We start from the raw sequence: 16460 nt of genomic DNA on the forward strand, positions 1-16460 counted from the left end.
CTGTATTCAGGATATACAGAGTTTACAAGGTCTATAAGGTAATAAATAACATATTAAATTTGATTTAGCTATGAATAAGATTATTTTATTTACGAACATCAAGGGAGGCGTAGGGAAGACCTCCTGTTGTGCGCTCTTTGCGCAGTATCTGTGTGAGAATGGTTATCCCGTGAAGGTCCTGGATGCAGACATTCAGGCATCGTTGTCCCGTCACAGGGAGAGGGAGCTGGCTGCCAACCCGGATGCGGCTATTCCTTGGGAAGTGAGTACTGTTGATACGACAGACCGCCAGAGCCTGCAGTCCTCCATCAAGGAAGCAATGCAGTTCGACGGTGTTGTCCTCTTCGACATGCCGGGTACGCTCAATGCCGCCAACCTCGACCTGCTGTACAAGGCAGCAGACCTTGCCGTGGTGCCTATCTCCTACGACTTCGACACCATTGATGCTACGGGCATCTTCATCAAGGTCATCAAGGGGGTCAAGAATATTAGGCTCGTGTTCCTGCCCAACCGGATCAACTCTACCGAGAACCGTGCCGACGAGATGAAGCAGCGTGAAGAGACGGTAAAAATTCTTGGCAGAATCGGAAGGGTTACACCGAGGATCAAGCAGAGTGTAGTCATCAAGCGTTACTCAACCATTTCCGCACTTGACAAGTACCAGAAGGCTGCAGTCGAACATGCCTTTGACGCTATTTTAGAACAAATAAAACAGTAAACGGATATGAGTGAGCAAGTGTTTCCCTTAGACGGTTTCAATACCCTTGAAAGTGATGTCAGAAGCATCACACAGCAGATCAGGCCAAAGGAGCAGAAGACACCACAGGAAGAACAAAGGCCCGAAGAGAGCAGTGTCATCAAGAGAGCCTGGCAGCACTTCACGGTCATCTTAGCCGTTGAGATTGTGGTCAAGATAAAGGCCATCGCTCGAATTGAGGGCTTCTCCATCCGCGACGTGGTGGAGAAGTTCCTCAGCGACGGAATTGCCAGTTATGAGCAGAAGCATGGCGCAGTCACTAACCGCAAGAAGAACATCGATGACATCCTGTAATCACGGCCAAGGAAGTAGGGTGTTCCCGACGGTCTGGGACACTCTTGACGTACAGACAATGCCAGAAGAAACCGAAACTTGCCTTAAGATATGCCAGTTGGAGTTTCGTGCTACCAAAATCGCTATGGCTCTTTTGGCAGCCGAACCGAACTGGCAATGCTCGCAGGCTCTCATTGGGGGAGGCGTTCGCTGGCTCACACCTTTAATAAATGTATACTTATGACAGTAGACAGAAACGAAATAGTGATATTCCAAGGCTCGCAACTCATAGAGAAGACGAGACCTGAGAAGGGCTTCTTCATCAAGTCGAAGAAGCGGTACCTGTCGCCCAAGGACGGCAGGGAACACAGCAAGTTCTCATGGGAACCCGTAACGGTCGGTGACCTGTGGGTGGATGAGACTGACAGGAAATGCCAGATGCACTTTGTCGTCTATCGGAGTAGCGGTAGCATCGAACAGGTTGACCAGCCTATCAGCCGACAGAGTTACACGTTGTTTGGCAGTTACAAACTGGATGCCCATCGCGTGGACCTGATCGACAAGGTGCTGCGTAAGAATCGGACGGGACTGCGCATCCGCAAGTGGACTGCCACAGAGATGCTGCACCTGAAAGTGACGAAACGACTGATGGATGAACTTCTCGGGAATGCGGAAAAATGCGGACAGAATCTTTCGCAGTATTGTACGACGCTCCTGAGCGGCAAGCATCCCCGTGCAGCGTTTACCGACGAAGAACTGGACCTGCTCAGGAACCTGAAGAAGTCACGTGGCGATGTGCTACTCCAGTTCAATGCAATGGTGGCAGAGTTTGCACATAAGTCCGACGAAGAACGTTTCAGGGCTGTCATCTACGGCAAGAGTTTTGACTGGTGGCGCGAGCACCTTATCACTGCTCTGGAGTTCTTCGACAGGATGAGGGACAGGACGTTAAACATGGGAGGTTAGCGTATGGTCATCAAGATGGACACGATAGACGGGGCGCATGCCGCCAACGCTATCAACTATGTGCTCGACAAGGAGAAGGCAAGGAAGGAGGACAAGCCGGTCTTCCTCGCCGCCAACAACATCGAACTGAATCCGATGACGGGTAAGCCGTACTCGCCCGTGGAGGTGCTGATGGACATGCAACTGCTGCAGGCGGCATCCAGACATAAGGCAGAAAAACCGTTCTGGCGCATCGAGCTATGTCCTCCGCCGGAGGTTTGTCAGGACTGGACGATGGAGCAGTGGAACAAGTTCTGTAAGGACTGTGTGGAGGTGCTGGACGCTACCCACTTTAAATGGGAGCCGGTGAAGGGCAAAGACGGCAGGTCAGTCATCGACAAGAGGACGGGACAGCCCAAGGTCAAGGTGAGCGGCAAGCACACACAATTGGCAAATAGCCAGTATGTAGCCACTATACACTTTGACACCGGCAAGCCGCATGTACACATTGTGGCCAACCGCCTGACGATGGACGGCGAGATGCAGGACACGCACAAATGCAAGGAACGGGCGAAGACGGCGGCTGACATCATCGCAGAGAAATACGAGTGGACGAAGGCCGAGGAGAGGGACAACAAGCGGATGGAGCGGATTCACGATGCTGCAATGAAGGTGCTGAAGGGAATGGATGCGTGGGACATCGAGACGTACTTTGCCGGGATGCGCAGGAACGGGTTCGAAGTGGAGCCAACATACGACTCAAAGGGTGTCTGCCGTGGTTACTCCATTGGCGAGAAGTTGTACGACCTCGACGGGAATTACTCCAGTACGGTGATGTACAAGGCTTCGGCCAGAGGTTTCGGACATGGGCGCGACCTGACGGTTTCCAAGCTGTTCGGCACTTGGCAGAAGCTGCATCCTGAGCAGGAAGAGACGCGGACGGAGAGCTATCATTGGCAGCAGAATCGGCAGGACGAGGCGATTCCGCAGAAGCCGTCGAGGTCGTCGCAGTCAGATGATGACGATGCATATCTGGGACTATTAAGGATTAAGGAGGCGGCAGAGAGGAAGAACGCTGAGAAACCAGCGGCTCCGACGCCCGTGAAGCAGACGGAGCCTGCTCCCCGTAAGTCCACAGAGGCCGAGAGTGACCGTCGGACAGCCATCTGGCTTGCGCTAAATGCCATCAAGCGCTTTGTGAAGAGTCCGTTCAGGACGGAGTTTAGCCCGCTTGATAGGGAGGACATCCTGCCAGAAGGCATCGTGGCTAAGGCCATCGATATGGGAGAGCGCGAAGGTTCTTCGTTCAGTGAGGAGAACCTGAAGAGTACTGCAATGGAACTGCTTGATCAGTTTGAATGTAGTGTCGAGCGTGCGGGTGATGCAGCCGAAACTATGCTTGACGTCGTTGCTAACCTTGCCCTGCCGGAAACTCAGCCGTCTCTTGGAGGTGGTCAGAGCAATAATGACCTGCCGAAGAAGAAGGACGAGGAATGGTATTGGTGGAAGAAGAACGGGTTTATCAGACAACAGAATTATAGAGGACGAAAGAGATAGCGTTTTTTTTATGAGAAGTAAATACGACAGCATGCTTCCCTCTGGCGATAGTCAGATGCAGGGAGGCAACAGTGAGACTGGGGGACGGCAAGAAAGCCCCCGAAAGCAGGAGAAGCCGCATACCATCCTGCAAGTTGTTAACAAATTGAAGGCGCTTTTTCATGGCGGTCATAAACGTGCGACGCTCTATGACCAGAAGGAGTATGAACGTGGCGTGAAGGCTGTGATGAAAGGAAAGCTCCTTGTAAAATCAACCCACGAGGCCATTGAAATGCTCATAGACCAACAGACGCTCCTGGGCAGTATTCCCCTTGACGCGATGAGGAACAACAGCAGCAAACTCGTCAATCAGGACATGGACGTTGTGCCGTTAGAAGAGATGAACCTGACTGCGGAACGCATCCTGCGGCAAGTGGCTGAGAACATGCACGACTCGAAACTTATGAGCCGCTACGTCGAAGAACTGACGAAGAAAGACCGCGAGAAATGGCAGAAGTCTCAGGTTTGCATGGCAATGATGAAGGGTGGCGAGACTGTCTGCGAGTATATCGAGGCCAAAGCAGAAGAGCACCTCGTCCGTCTGACCTCGCGCATGGAGTGGTTCCCCATTGCCTATCATCTGGCCGACAAGGTGGCACTGGTCGTCTTTCCAGTCCTTGGCTATTACACAGGCAAGTACCATCTGAACGACACCATGACATTCCTGTGGGCGATGGCCTTTATGCCGATCTTTGTCATGTCAGCCATCTGGGGCATCAATGAACTGGCGGCGTACTTGGAACGCAGAAAGAAGAAAACGAAGTCACGCCGATAGTTCCGCCTGCATCTAAATCCCTTGTAAAGAAACGAGAGGCAAAGCCAGCCTCTCGTTTCTTCTATATATCCAGACTTTTTGTTCAAAAAATGCTCTTTGTTCACGGATAATGAACGCGCATTGTATGTTGAACATGAAATCAGCTCCAAATTACTATTATTTCTTAGTAATTCCACCAACGACATCATCATTTTCGATGCTATGCTCGGTTTTCTTGACGTTGGCTTTAAGAGACCCGAAGCGCCAAGTGACGGAGAGACTGAACGAACGGGCACGATTCCACGACTTCTGATAATCGCGATAGTCGCCATTGACGGTCTCGGCCTCTGATGTCCAGTATTTGTTGAATGGGGCGTTAGCACCAAGGCGCACCGTCAGGCGGTCATCCTTGAGGAACGAGCGTTGCAGGGAGAAGTAGTAACCATAATAGGAATGTTGTATGTAGTAGATGCCTGAGGGACTATGGCCAATCTTGCCGTATGTGACTGCATAGAAAAGCAACTTCCAAGGTAGCTTTTGAGAGAGGTTCGCATAGAAGTTGTCAGACCACCCAAAGGTGCGATAGCCAAGGTTGGGGTTCTCGTTGTGCTCGTAGCGCAGATTATTGTTGATGACAAACGTCGTACCAACGAATGGCTTCCACTGTACGTATTGCTCTATCGAGAATCGACGATAGCGAAGGATGTTATCGTATGTGTTATATCGGATGTCGTTTTTAGCGGTCTGAATGGAGCTGATGCCACCTGAACTGAAGTTATAGGCAGGGGCAATCTGTAGTGTCAGATGAGGTAGGATATACGAATAGATAAGACTGATACGCTGCGTTCGTGAACTCACCAGGTTAGGATTGCCCTGTTGGACAACCATTGGCGATGTAACGACAGCAGGATTCAGATAGGATATGCCTGGACGGTTGATGCTGGTTGTATAGCTCAACTTCAAGGATTGTGCATCCGTCATCTGGTACTTCAGCGAGGCTTGTGGCACCCAGTCGTTCAGATGTTTGTCGTAGGTATTGCCTTTCCCATCAGGATATTCACCCTGCATATAGCTGTGTTCATAGCGCAGTCCGGCGCGTGCCGACCACTTATCGTGATTGTAGATGTAGTCGGCGTATGCAGCGACTACACGGGTGGTATGTCTGAACTCGTCGTTGGTGAGAAGGTCGATACCATAGAAGTCCTGCGTATTGTGGCTGTTGTTGTTGCGATCGATATATTTCGTACCAATCTCAAGCTTGTGACCCTTGCCCAATGGACGCAGCCAGTCTGCTTGGAACGTGTGTTCTGTAAATCGCTCACGTTCTGTCTGGAGACTGCCTGTATATTTGAAAGGAGCATTGACTATTTCTGTGTACGTATTCTCCTGGTCCGAATGTTGACGCGTCAGGGCGAGCATGTACGAGAGAGTGAGCCGCTCGCCCTTCCGACGCGTCTTGTGCTCGTAATCGAGCCTTCCATTCCAGGAGTGATGACTGTAGCCGGGCATCCAGTAGTGGTTATTAAATCGATAGAGAATATCGCTTGATGAGTTGTTCAGCGATGTCCGGCTATCACCCTGCACGTTGAGCTTGTAGAAGTATCCCCCAAATGAGGCTGACAGCAAGTTCAGCGAGTCGATGTCGTAGCTCGCATTGATGTCGGCATAATGGATGGAGCCAGGATTCGAACCGTCAGACTGAGACAGCATTCGATTGCCCGTATCAAGATAAGTGCGGTCTGTATAGGTACTGTTCTCTGTCTCGCGGCTTGACATTCCTCCGTAGCCGTATTCCACAGATGTCAGCAGCTTACCTATCTGTCCCGTCAGCGAGCCGTAGAAGTTTGGATGATTCAGTGAGTTATAGGTAGCCGATATTACACCCGTCATGCCTTGCATCTTCGAACCATCAACCATCACGATATTCAGGATGGCATCCACGCCTTCGGCATCCTCGCGTGCTCCAGGATCGGTAATCACTTCGATACGCTTTACCATAGAGGCGGGCATCGACTTGAAGGTTTCCTTGGCATTCTTCGACAGGCTGGGGTCATAATGCCCATTCTTGTATATCTTATAGTTGCTATTGCCCTTGACAAGTATGTTGTCTTGTCCGTCGACCGTCACCATAGGCACCTTGCGAAGCATATCCATTACTGTCTGTGTTTTCGATTCCTCGTCAGCCTGGACATCATAGCCTATGCGGTCTATTTCCTGTTTGACAAGCTGCTTCTGTGCCTTGATCACCACACCATCGAGTTCTTTACTCCAGGTGATGGAATCGCTCTTTACTTTGGTCGTATCCGTTTTCGTCTGGGCAGTAGATTCCCCTGCTCCCGCTGCCATCAACAGCAGGAGTGCCATTATTCCAATATGTTTCATCGGTTTACTTCTTTAGCCGTTCGATACTCGCTTGGAACATTTCTTGTAAGAATTCATCGTTGGTAGCCTTCTTCACTTTTTCAAGTTCTTTGATTACCATCTTCTTCTCCATATCGTCCAATGCGTCGGCCTTCTTACACATCTTGTATATGTGCGAGGCATAGTAATTGGATGCTGTGCTATTGGGGTTCTTCAGGAAGAGATTCTTGAAGGTGTTGAACTGGCTGAGCCATGATTCAGAACCGATGCTACTGCTAACAAAGGTGGAGTCGCTGCCAAAGGCTGACAGACCCTCGCCCATCGAGAAGAATCCGCTAAACAAATCGTCATCTCCAAACGAAAACCCGTTGGCACTCAGTTTCACGTCATTGCCGTTGATTCTAATGATTCTTCCCTTTTTCCCGCTCTCACGATACTGTTGCGTAGTGGCGTAGGTTACAATGAGCTTTCCTACAATTTCTTTTTCGTCTTTACGCCATTCCATAGCGTATGCATAACGATGGGTCTTGCTCATATCTTTTGGGTCCAGGAAAAGCGCGTAGATATAGCGCGAACCCTTGATGTCACCCAAAGGATATCCGCTGTCATCACCACCTACGGCCAAACTTGTGTAGTCGTATGACTTCTTGCTGGATACCGTTTTAAGACTGTAGGCTTTCTCTTTGTCCTGTTCAAAGGCACGCTCTACATCCTCAACCAAGTCGTGGTGGGATGCGGGTATTGTAAACTCGTAGACATCTAATTGTCCCTCCTTGACACCCGTTCCCGGGTTTTTGTTCAGTTTGTGACTACTTTCCACTTGTGCCGGTTCACTTGTTATCAGCGCATTGAAGGCATGCTTGATAAACGCTTGTGCATGGGATGTGAGAGGCATCAGCATTAGGATGCCTGCTGCCAGAAATAGTTTATTCTTCATAAGCCAAATACTTTGTTTGTTCGTTAATATATAGGATGGTACCGTCTTCTTGTTCCACAGGGACATACCCGAGAGACAACAGCCGTGCCTCCGTGAGTTCTTGCCGACATTGTGCAATCTGCTCTTCAGCCTCTTGCAGTCCTTTTGCTGCGTCAGCCATCAGGGTGTATGTCTTGGCATAGTCATTGATGGTGGGTTCTGTCTTACGCAGACGGCGTTTCCTGGACTGCATGGGACGGGGCTCGTCACGCATGATTTCTACAGAATCGGCCTTTTCTTCCATTTCTGTCTCTCTTGGCTGCATCGTCCTTGCTGTGTCTGTCTTAGCCGTCAGATCTGTTCCGTCAGGTTGCGGGCCAACTTGCTTAGTTGGTACTGCAATATAAAGCAAACCTGCGACAGCTGCAGCAGCTACGCCCCAGAAAGCCCATCTTCCCTTTTGCCGCTTTGGTTTCATCGCCTCTATCTCGCTAAAGAGTTGCCGATAGTCCTCCCATTCCTCGGGTACATTTCCGCGATGGAAGTAGTCTGCAAGGATGTCTTCTTCCTCGAGAGTCGAAGTGCCGTCCATATACTTGTCCAGCAGCTTTGCAATATAATCCTTTGTGTACTTTATCATCGTTTATTCCTACGTTTTATTTCTTCCAATAGTGTTCGTCTTGCCCTTGCCAGGAGCGTGCTTACTGATGTCGTTTCGATACCCAATAGTTGGGCAATCTCTTCGTGGCTCCGCCGTTCCTCTTGGCGCATATATAATAAGGTGCGTTGCGTGGTGGGCAGTTGCTGTAGTTTCATTATGAGCCATTCCTCGTTTTCCTTTGCCTCCAGTTCTTCTTGCGGACTGCTGGTAAGACTGACGATGGTGGCCTCCTCAAGCGATTCGGCTGTTCGCCGCCTCTGGAGATCCCTCAGCGTGTGTTTCGCCATCAGCGTAACGATAGCCTCTACTGACCGGAACCGCTCCAGTTCGTCGTGCATCTGCCACAGACGGAGCATCACATCCTGTGCGATGTCCTCTGCCATATCTTCGCCCGCCCCGTAGTGTCGGCTCACATTGAGCGCTTTCTCTCGCCACGTGCGGGCTTTCTGTTCAAATGCACTTCTTTCCATTTATTCTTTGCTACACCTATTAGACGCATATGTCGCTCAAAACCAAACTGACTTTAGCAGAGTTTAACAGATTAACGCCTCCTAAGAATCCCAAGTATAATCAGCAGATAGCCCGCGAGGCATAGTACCGGAGCGATGACAATCCTGCGGGTTGAGAAGATGGCAGGGTTAAAAGATTGTTCGGAATGCAACGCCACACTCTGACTATGAGCCAGAGAACTACCTGAACCGGACATTAGGATATAGCCTATGAGTATCAGGACACATGCTATGATGATGATTCGTTTTCCGCTTAAGCCAGCGAGTATCAATGCAACGCCACACTCTGACCATAGGTCTGAGAATTGTTTGGCTTTATTGATATTGTTTGTTGTAGTGTTCTCTGACCTTTGATCAGAGTGTGGCGTTGCATTCATATTGCTTGATGTATTGGTGAATAAATTCGGTTCTTTCAAATTGTTCTGCTACGACAAGTGCCTGCTCCATGGTCTGCATCCATGTATAGCGGTTATAAAGAGACCCGGCTCGACGTGATGGTTTGATGGTGTTGATCCAAGAGAGCCATTCGTCAGAACGGCGCAGCAGGCTGCTGACAATCTCGTCACCCTTTTCAGGTTGGTGTGCCATATAATAGCAACGGGCCATCGACAATGCGTATTCCGTATAGGGCACATTCTCCTGTGGCATTTCCTTCTGCCACTTATGACATACGCTTAGGGCCCGCTTCAAGTCACCTTGTTGAAGAAGCGAGTCGATAAGCACACCCATGATGAGCTGATGAGTATTAGCCATGCGCTTGACATCTTCGTCCACGTAGATTCCTTTAGTATTAAGACCACCATAGCGGAAGCGATGCATGATGTTGTCATAAAGCCTTTCCACGTCTATCTTCTGATTCGTAGCCGTAGGCGAAATGCGGTAGGCAAGTCCTTCGAGTACCAAATGATTACGCAGGAAGGGCAGAATGTCAGACCCCATGCTGATGGACATATAGATGGGGCGTTCCCATTGCAACGCCACACTCTGACCAGAGGTCAGAGAATTGGCTTGCAACAGCATGTCGAGCACCATCAGTTCGTTCTTGAAGAGTCCCTTTTTGCCCTTCAGCGAGATGGTCGCCGAACCAATGGCGATGCTGTCAGTTTCGATGGGTACATACTCCATTCGGCCCTCCTTATAATCCTCATGGTGAAAACTGATAGGCAGGGCAGGGGATTCATAGGCAGGACGCTTCATCTGGTCAATATACCAGTCGGTTTGCAGGTATTCCATATTAACGACGCGGGTATCGGTGCGCACACCTTCCACCTCATGGTTATACCAGAGCGGGAATGTGTCGTTATCGCCATTGGTCAGGATGATGGGATGTCCCTCTCGCTGCATACTGTTGAGATAGTTGGCGCCGAAATCACGACAGGTATAACGGTCTGAGCGGTCATGGTCATCCCACGTTTGGGTTACCATCTGGATGGGAACCAGCAGGCATGCGATAGCGGAAAGGACAGCCATGATGGTTGCATATTTTCCACTTTTCACTTTTACCTTTTCACTTATCATTCCCACTCCCATGCCTATCCAGATGGCAAAGGCATAGAACGAGCCTGCATAGGCATAGTCACGTTCACGCGGTTGGAGCGGTGTCTGGTTCAGGTAGACCACGATGGCAAGTCCCGTCATCAGAAACAGGAGCATGACAACCAGGAATTGTTGCTTACCTTTACTTCCTTTACGCCATTGCCATAACATTCCCACCAGTCCGAGTATCAGCGGTAATCCATAGAACACGTTACGCCCTTTGTTCTCTTTCAAGTCAGACGGCAGCTTCGACGTGTCGCAACCTAATAGCCAGTCGTCAATCCATTGGAAGCCTGTAATCCAGTTGCCATGTTCCACCTCTCCGTGTCCTTGGATGTTGTTCTGTCGTCCCACGAAGTTCCACAGGAAATAACGCCAGTACATGAAATTTACTTGATAGGAAAGGAAGAAGCGCAGATTCTCTGCAGCAGTGGGCACGCCATCCTTTTTCTCGACACCTCCCATCCAGTCCTCATAAGCCTTGGCATGTCGTGAGGAATACATCCGGGGGAAGTACATATTGTTCTTATACAGATAATCAATATCATGTCGTACCACCTCGTATTCCTGCTTCGTGGAATCGGCCACAGGACGATAGACGGCCTTACCCTCTTTCTGTCTCGGCACCAGGTACTCTCCTTCTGCCACGCGGTCTATTTCGCTGCAATACGCAGGACCATAGAACAGCGGTGTCTTGCCATATTGTTCGCGGTTCAGATAGCTACCTAAAGAAAAGATGTTATCAGGCGCATTCTCACACATCGGTGTCTGAGCATTGGCTCTGATGAAGATAACACCATAACTGCTATAGCCGATGAGCATCATCAGCAGGCAGGCTAACGATAACCTGACTATCCTTCGTTTCGCCTTATAATAGGCAATGATGATTGTTCCTGTCAGCAGTAAGATGTAGCAAATGAGGCCAGTGTTGTAAGGGCATCCCAACACATTGGTAAACAGCAGTTCAAACCATCCGCCAAATTTTACCACGCCAGGTATCAGACCATAGAGAATGGCGGCTACCAGCAAACCGCCTGCAATGAGTGTCTTTAGCATTCCTTTCCACGTGACCCGCTTTGTCCGACGAAAATACACCACGAACGACATGGCGGGCAGGCAGAGCAGACAAAGCAGATGGACACCGATGGACAATCCCGTGATATAAGCAATCAGGACAATCCATCGAGTACTGCCGGGTTTATCCATCTCGCTCTCCCATTTCAGAATCAGCCAGAACATCAGGGCTGTCAAGAAACTGGAGAAGGCATAGACTTCTGCCTCGACAGCTGAGAACCAAAAAGTGTCGCTGAAGGTGTAGGCCAATGCACCAACCATGCCGCATGCTTCAATAGTGATGACCTGCGGAATGCTCATTTCCCTATCACTGATAGTGCAGATCAGTTTCCGGGCGAGGTGAGTCACCGTGAGAAACAGGAAGAATATACACCCTGCACTCAGCAGTGCCGATAGGAGATTAACCATCAGCGCCACTTGCGACGGATTACTGGCTAACTGTGAGAACAGGTTGGCGGCTAACATAAAGACTGGTGCTCCTGGCGGATGACCAATCTCCAACTTATAGCCACACGCAATAAATTCAGGACAATCCCACAGACTGGCCGTTGGCTCTACGGTCAGCCCATAGACAATCGCTGCAATGGCACAGACAAGCCACGCCATGCAGATGTTGAGTTTCTTAAATGTTTCTTGTTGCATAATGCTTTGCACGTTTTATTAAACGGATGCAAAGCTAACAACAATGATGTAGATATACAGCAAAAACTGTCTGACATTTCTCTGACATTTGCCTGACAAACGGGTAACTACCTCATAGTCAGCCCGTAGGCTTTACCCCTGTCTGACTCAATTTTGAGATCGGAATGTTCTTCTATGATGGGCTTCAGTCGTCGGATAAGCGTGTAGAGTGTTTCGCTGGCATCGGGTTTCTTGGGCCAGAGGGCATCACATATCTCTGCTTTCGAGAGCTGACGGGTAGGGGATAGCCACAGCATTTCCATCAGTTGTTGCTGCATAGGTGTCAGTTTCACTACACAGCCCTTAGCGTCAATAAAACGTCCCTGCTGCAAGGCTAACCCGCCATACAGTCCTAAAGCCATAGAACGCCTTTGCTGATACAGGCAGAATAGCCCCCATAGCAGTGCCATCGACCATAGCACCATCGCTGGCCGTTGGTCTGACAGCGACAGGATGGTTGCCGTTGACACTTGCGGACGTGGGCGGAATTCCCTCTGGGTATCTACCGCCAACACAGCCCGACCTCTCAATGCCTCCATCTGCAGATGCTTATTGAACACCTGTATGGTGTCTGCACTGATTACATCCGACTGCTGTTCGTCCAAAGCCATGGCCAGTGCCCGGTTCACATCCTCATTCACCAATTTCTCCGTTGTCTTATAACTCGTCAGACTCACCATGCTCGAAGCGATTATCAGTGCAACGAGCACCACTACTGCATATTGTTGTTTCATAACTATTTGCATTATTTTATTTTTGAGTTTTCTGGAGGGGAAATTGGATGGTAAAGCGAGTGAGATGGTCTTCTGGGTCTGTAAGCAGATTGAAGGTGCAGTGATGAGAAGTAAGAATGTCGCGAATGAGCAGAAGACCGAGACCCTGACCTTGGGGCTTGGTAGAGAAAAACGGAGTGAAGAGATTCTTCGCTATAGCCGGCGGGATGCCATGACCATTGTCGGTGATGGTGAGCGTAGCTGGCGTGGTGACTTCAAGTGTGACAAGTCCTTGTGTCGTCCCGATACTCTCCACAGCATTCTTGACGATGTTGATAAGCACCTGCTGGAAAAGGACGGTATCGAGATGAACGGGTACTGCTTCGTCGGTCAAACGGAAGTCAATATGGACGTGCGCCTGCGTACACAGGTTTTCGAGGAAGGGGCGGCAGGCTTCCACCTCTTCGCTGAGGTCGCAGAGTTGCAGTTGCGGTTGCGGAATCTTTACTACTTCGGCAAAGCGGGAGACAAAGGACGAGAGGGCGGTGAGCCGCTCGGCTTCGTCGCCAGTGAGACTGCCGATGATGCCCGCCACGCTGTTGTTAACCTCGTGGGCAATCATACGAATGACACGCTCGTAGGCGGCTTTCTCAGCAAGGCGTATTTCTGAGGTCAGTGACTCAATGAGGAAGAAAGGATGCTGGAAGCCTCGGTCAGGAAAAGACAGGTGGCTGATGCGGAAGAGTTGTGGGCCGCCAGGAATGCGCACGGTGGTCGTCTCGCCAAGAGGCAGTGCTTGGATGGTTTCCTCGATACTTGGCGACAGCATCTCACGGGCTGCGGGATTCATGGAAGTCGTGTTGCCGTCGAGGTCACACTGGATGACACCCATCGGCGAAGCATCGATAAGCAGGTTGAGGAAGGTGTATTGCTCTTCGAGCCTGAGGTGCTCGCTGCGCAGACGCCCCAACAGGTCGTTGAACGTGCGGACGATGATGTCGGTCTCATGTTGTCCCGAAGGAGCGAGGCGCGTCGTCAGGTCGAGTTCCCGCACCAGTTCCATGCCGCCAATCAGTGTGTCGTACGGTCGGATGGTCTTGCGGTAAAAGTACCAGAGGTAGAACAATATCAGGACTACAAAGCCCTCGGTGACGTAGAACAATGTGGGGTGACTGCGGAACGTAGCGAAGAGTGCTACGCCGGCCAACAGGACAATGCCTACTGTAAGGAGGAGGAAATAATGCTTCAGCTTCATAGTCCGTGCTTTTCTATTTTGCGGTACAGGGCACCACGGCTGATGCCTAATTCCTTAGCGACAAGAGAGAGGTTACCGTTGTGCTTGGCAATGCAGGCTGCAATGGCGTTGCGCTCCATGGAAGAGAGGGACCCACTCCCGACCCCTCCCTGTTGAGGGAGGGGAGTAGATGAATTAGGAACAGACGAATAGCTACTTCGGAAATCTGAGGCAGTAAGTAACCACTCCCCTCCCTCGCAGGGAGGGGTTGGGGGTGGGTCTGTGCCTTTCATCAGCAGTGCCCTTTCCACAAGGTTCTTCAATTCGCGTATGTTGCCTGGGAACGGAAGTGTCTGGAGATATCCGATGGCCTCTGTCGAGACGGTGACAAGCGGGAGGCCGTTTGCCTCGCAAGCCATCCGGAGGAAGTGATTAACCAATAGCGGTATGTCCTCACGGCGGTCACGCAGAGGCGGCAGATGGAGGTTGATGATATTGATGCGGTAGAACAGATCCTCGCGGAAGGTCTTTTCCTCAACCATCGCGCGAAGGTCGGCATTGGTGGCGCAAACCACACGGACATCCGTTCGGCGTGTCTGACTGTCGCCCAGCACCTCGTAGGTCTGGTCTTGCAGCACCCGCAATAGTTTCACTTGGCTGGCCAATGACAGTTCGCCAATCTCGTCGAGGAAGATGGTGCCGCCCTTGGCCAGTTCAAAACGGCCGATACGGTCGGCCTTAGCATCAGTAAACGAGCCTTTCTTGTGGCCGAACATCTCGCTTTCGAACAGCGACGTGGAGATGCCGCCGAGGTTCACTTTTACAAACGGCCCGTTAGTCCGTTGGCTCTGTCGGTGGATAGCCTCTGCTATGAGTTCCTTGCCCGTACCGCTCTCACCTGTAATCAAGACGGGCGCATTGGTAGGAGCAACGCGGGCCACGGTAGCGAGAATGCCAGAGAGGGAGGTGCCGACAATGGGTGAACTTTGGATTGGCTGAGTCGCAGGACTTGCATTGTTTATCTTGATGGCCGTCTCAATCCTGTCTAACAGCACGCCATTGTCCCACGGCTTGGTGATGAAGTCGAAGGCGCCGGCACGCATACCCTGCACGGCTAGGTCGATGCTGCCCCAGGCCGTCATCAGGATACAAGGCACCTCGGGGCGGAACACTTTCACCTGCTTCAGCAGCGTCAGTCCTTCCTCGCCGTCAGTGGATATGCTATAGTTCATATCCATCAGCACCAGCTCCACCGCCGGAGTGTTGCGGACTATCTGCATCGCCTCCTTCGGCCCCTCGGCCAGGGTCACTTCATACTCGTTGCGCTCCAGTATGAGTTTCAGCGAGAGCCGGATATTTTTATCGTCATCAACTACGAGAATCATCTTGTCATTTCTTTTAGAGTTATTCTGACTGTCGAATGAAACGTGTTTTCCGCTCCTCTATAACACGCTTGTAAGTGCGTTTCATCTTGTCATTCAAGAAGGAGTGGTCGATGAGTGCGTATGTCTCTTGTGGAATCTCCATAAACATATCGAGCACGGAGGCAGCACGTTTCTTCGGCAATCCGATTCTTTCCGCGAACCGTTCAAAGTCCAGCCTGCAGGGATGCAACGTCCTGTCATACACATCGCTTTTCTCAATATCTGGCGAAAGCCCGTCCATCAGTCCCAGGTCGCTGCCACTTTGGATATGGATGCAGGTATTGATAAGATCGTATGCAGGAGCCAGGAAATACTCGCCATTTCTGTTTATCAATGAAAAGTTCTTCATGTGGGCATCCTCATTGGCAAACAGATAATCAAACACTACCATCCGGAAGAACTGCTCCATCTGTGGCATCCATGCAGGCACGAACTGCCGGATGGCATCGGCTATCTGCGCATAGTTGCCATGATATTTGAAATTGCTGTCGCTGCCTTCCTCCGTCATCTGCAGAACGGTGGCAAAGTCCTCCTGCGAACTCTCTTTCACGCCGTTTATCACGTCAAAGCGCTTCGTGATATACACCGGCTGGCCACTGCTGCTGAAACACAGGCCATTGCAGGCGGTACGAATGCCATAAACCTGAGATGCTATCTGCATAGTCAGGTGCTCGTTGGCAGGTATCTGTTTGCGGGTGGAGAGACTCAGGTTGAAAGGTGCCGGTTTCAGGATATAGGTTGCTTGTTCGCCTTTATGAGTCAGACGGATTTTCCCGTCATCAATGATGGCTGAAAATTTCTCCTGAGCACCAGAGATTGACATGTTGTTCATGTTCTCCATCGCCTGCTGCTGGTCGCGCTCGTTCTCGAAATCGATGTCAATAAACGGCGAAACCGCCACACCGTCAAACAAATCCTTGACGGCTTGGGGCGAATAGGTAGAAAAACCTGGCCGCAATGTCGATGGGCATACTTCTATCGTTTTCATTCTTCCGGTCTTTTAAGTACAAACTTCCCGATGGCATC

Annotated in this window: 15 protein-coding genes; 5 read left to right on the forward strand and 10 right to left on the reverse strand. The window is 50.6% G+C overall.

Annotated features, from left to right (window positions below; all coding sequences use genetic code 11):
- Window positions 1-70: 70 nt before the first annotated feature.
- The 5 genes from Q0R57_RS07410 to Q0R57_RS07430 all read left to right on the forward strand — a co-directional run bounded on the left by Q0R57_RS07410 (window position 71) and on the right by Q0R57_RS07430 (window position 4346).
- The gene (locus Q0R57_RS07410) at window positions 71-718 is read left to right on the forward strand and encodes a ParA family protein (protein ID WP_294745414.1); all 648 of its coding nucleotides are present in this window, start codon (window positions 71-73) and stop codon (window positions 716-718) included.
- A gap of 6 nt (window positions 719-724) precedes the next feature.
- Window positions 725-1051: a hypothetical protein gene (locus tag Q0R57_RS07415; RefSeq protein WP_294745417.1), complete on the forward strand. Its 327-nt coding sequence runs from the start codon at window positions 725-727 to the stop codon at window positions 1049-1051.
- Between the two features lie 219 nt (window positions 1052-1270).
- A complete protein-coding gene (locus Q0R57_RS07420; RefSeq protein WP_294745420.1) occupies window positions 1271-1996 on the forward strand; it encodes a hypothetical protein in 726 nt (241 codons plus the stop codon).
- Between the two features lie 15 nt (window positions 1997-2011).
- Window positions 2012-3532, forward strand: a complete 1521-nt coding sequence (locus Q0R57_RS07425) for a relaxase/mobilization nuclease domain-containing protein (protein ID WP_294745422.1) — start codon at window positions 2012-2014, stop codon at window positions 3530-3532.
- Between the two features lie 10 nt (window positions 3533-3542).
- Window positions 3543-4346 (forward strand): hypothetical protein, encoded by an 804-nt coding sequence (locus Q0R57_RS07430; protein ID WP_294745424.1) that lies wholly within the window; start codon window positions 3543-3545, stop codon window positions 4344-4346.
- Between the two features lie 156 nt (window positions 4347-4502).
- Here Q0R57_RS07430 and Q0R57_RS07435 read toward each other — a convergent pair whose 3' ends face one another.
- The 10 genes from Q0R57_RS07435 to Q0R57_RS07480 form a co-directional block, all read right to left on the reverse strand.
- Window positions 4503-6707, reverse strand: coding sequence for an outer membrane beta-barrel family protein (locus Q0R57_RS07435; RefSeq protein WP_294745426.1), 2205 nt, complete (start codon window positions 6705-6707; stop codon window positions 4503-4505).
- Window positions 6708-6711: 4 nt separating this feature from the next.
- A complete protein-coding gene (locus Q0R57_RS07440) occupies window positions 6712-7623 on the reverse strand; it encodes a hypothetical protein (RefSeq protein ID WP_294745429.1) in 912 nt (303 codons plus the stop codon).
- Window positions 7613-8242, reverse strand: coding sequence for a hypothetical protein (locus Q0R57_RS07445; RefSeq protein WP_294745431.1), 630 nt, complete (start codon window positions 8240-8242; stop codon window positions 7613-7615). Before Q0R57_RS07445 ends, Q0R57_RS07440 begins: the two co-directional genes overlap by 11 nt.
- On the reverse strand, window positions 8239-8733 hold the full coding sequence (locus tag Q0R57_RS07450) for a sigma-70 family RNA polymerase sigma factor (RefSeq protein ID WP_294745434.1): 495 nt from the start codon (window positions 8731-8733) through the stop codon (window positions 8239-8241). The genes Q0R57_RS07445 and Q0R57_RS07450 overlap by 4 nt, the downstream gene beginning before the upstream one ends.
- 71 nt (window positions 8734-8804) lie before the next feature.
- Window positions 8805-9044, reverse strand: a complete 240-nt coding sequence (locus Q0R57_RS07455; RefSeq protein ID WP_294745454.1) for a DUF3098 domain-containing protein — start codon at window positions 9042-9044, stop codon at window positions 8805-8807.
- 82 nt (window positions 9045-9126) lie between these two features.
- A complete protein-coding gene (locus tag Q0R57_RS07460) occupies window positions 9127-12024 on the reverse strand; it encodes a DUF2723 domain-containing protein (protein WP_294745436.1) in 2898 nt (965 codons plus the stop codon).
- A gap of 107 nt (window positions 12025-12131) precedes the next feature.
- Window positions 12132-12797: a helix-turn-helix domain-containing protein gene (locus tag Q0R57_RS07465; RefSeq protein WP_294745439.1), complete on the reverse strand. Its 666-nt coding sequence runs from the start codon at window positions 12795-12797 to the stop codon at window positions 12132-12134.
- Between the two features lie 16 nt (window positions 12798-12813).
- Complete coding sequence (locus Q0R57_RS07470; RefSeq protein WP_294745441.1) at window positions 12814-14031, reverse strand: ATP-binding protein; 1218 nt, start codon at window positions 14029-14031, stop codon at window positions 12814-12816.
- Window positions 14028-15395: a sigma-54 dependent transcriptional regulator gene (locus tag Q0R57_RS07475; protein ID WP_294745443.1), complete on the reverse strand. Its 1368-nt coding sequence runs from the start codon at window positions 15393-15395 to the stop codon at window positions 14028-14030. The genes Q0R57_RS07470 and Q0R57_RS07475 overlap by 4 nt, the downstream gene beginning before the upstream one ends.
- Window positions 15396-15414: 19 nt before the next feature.
- Window positions 15415-16422 carry a type II toxin-antitoxin system HipA family toxin gene (locus tag Q0R57_RS07480; RefSeq protein WP_294745445.1) on the reverse strand — a complete coding sequence of 336 codons (1008 nt, stop codon included), beginning with the start codon at window positions 16420-16422 and terminating at the stop codon, window positions 15415-15417.
- Between the last annotated feature and the right edge of the window lie 38 nt (window positions 16423-16460).

This window comes from uncultured Prevotella sp., assembly GCF_946407605.1.
GTDB lineage: Bacteria > Bacteroidota > Bacteroidia > Bacteroidales > Bacteroidaceae > Prevotella.

Excerpts from the sequence above, each read along its gene's own strand:
- Q0R57_RS07410 (WP_294745414.1), top strand. The coding sequence starts at position 71 with ATGAATAAGATTATTTTATTTACGAACATCAAGGGAGGCGTAGGGAAG.
- Q0R57_RS07415 (WP_294745417.1), top strand. The coding sequence starts at position 725 with ATGAGTGAGCAAGTGTTTCCCTTAGACGGTTTCAATACCCTTGAAAGT.
- Q0R57_RS07420 (WP_294745420.1), top strand. The coding sequence starts at position 1,271 with ATGACAGTAGACAGAAACGAAATAGTGATATTCCAAGGCTCGCAACTC.
- Q0R57_RS07425 (WP_294745422.1), top strand. The coding sequence starts at position 2,012 with ATGGACACGATAGACGGGGCGCATGCCGCCAACGCTATCAACTATGTG.
- Q0R57_RS07430 (WP_294745424.1), top strand. The coding sequence starts at position 3,543 with ATGAGAAGTAAATACGACAGCATGCTTCCCTCTGGCGATAGTCAGATG.
- Q0R57_RS07435 (WP_294745426.1), bottom strand. The coding sequence starts at position 6,707 with ATGAAACATATTGGAATAATGGCACTCCTGCTGTTGATGGCAGCGGGA.
- Q0R57_RS07440 (WP_294745429.1), bottom strand. The coding sequence starts at position 7,623 with ATGAAGAATAAACTATTTCTGGCAGCAGGCATCCTAATGCTGATGCCT.
- Q0R57_RS07445 (WP_294745431.1), bottom strand. The coding sequence starts at position 8,242 with ATGATAAAGTACACAAAGGATTATATTGCAAAGCTGCTGGACAAGTAT.
- Q0R57_RS07450 (WP_294745434.1), bottom strand. The coding sequence starts at position 8,733 with ATGGAAAGAAGTGCATTTGAACAGAAAGCCCGCACGTGGCGAGAGAAA.
- Q0R57_RS07460 (WP_294745436.1), bottom strand. The coding sequence starts at position 12,024 with ATGCAACAAGAAACATTTAAGAAACTCAACATCTGCATGGCGTGGCTT.
- Q0R57_RS07465 (WP_294745439.1), bottom strand. The coding sequence starts at position 12,797 with ATGAAACAACAATATGCAGTAGTGGTGCTCGTTGCACTGATAATCGCT.
- Q0R57_RS07470 (WP_294745441.1), bottom strand. The coding sequence starts at position 14,031 with ATGAAGCTGAAGCATTATTTCCTCCTCCTTACAGTAGGCATTGTCCTG.
- Q0R57_RS07475 (WP_294745443.1), bottom strand. The coding sequence starts at position 15,395 with ATGATTCTCGTAGTTGATGACGATAAAAATATCCGGCTCTCGCTGAAA.
- Q0R57_RS07480 (WP_294745445.1), bottom strand. The coding sequence starts at position 16,422 with ATGAAAACGATAGAAGTATGCCCATCGACATTGCGGCCAGGTTTTTCT.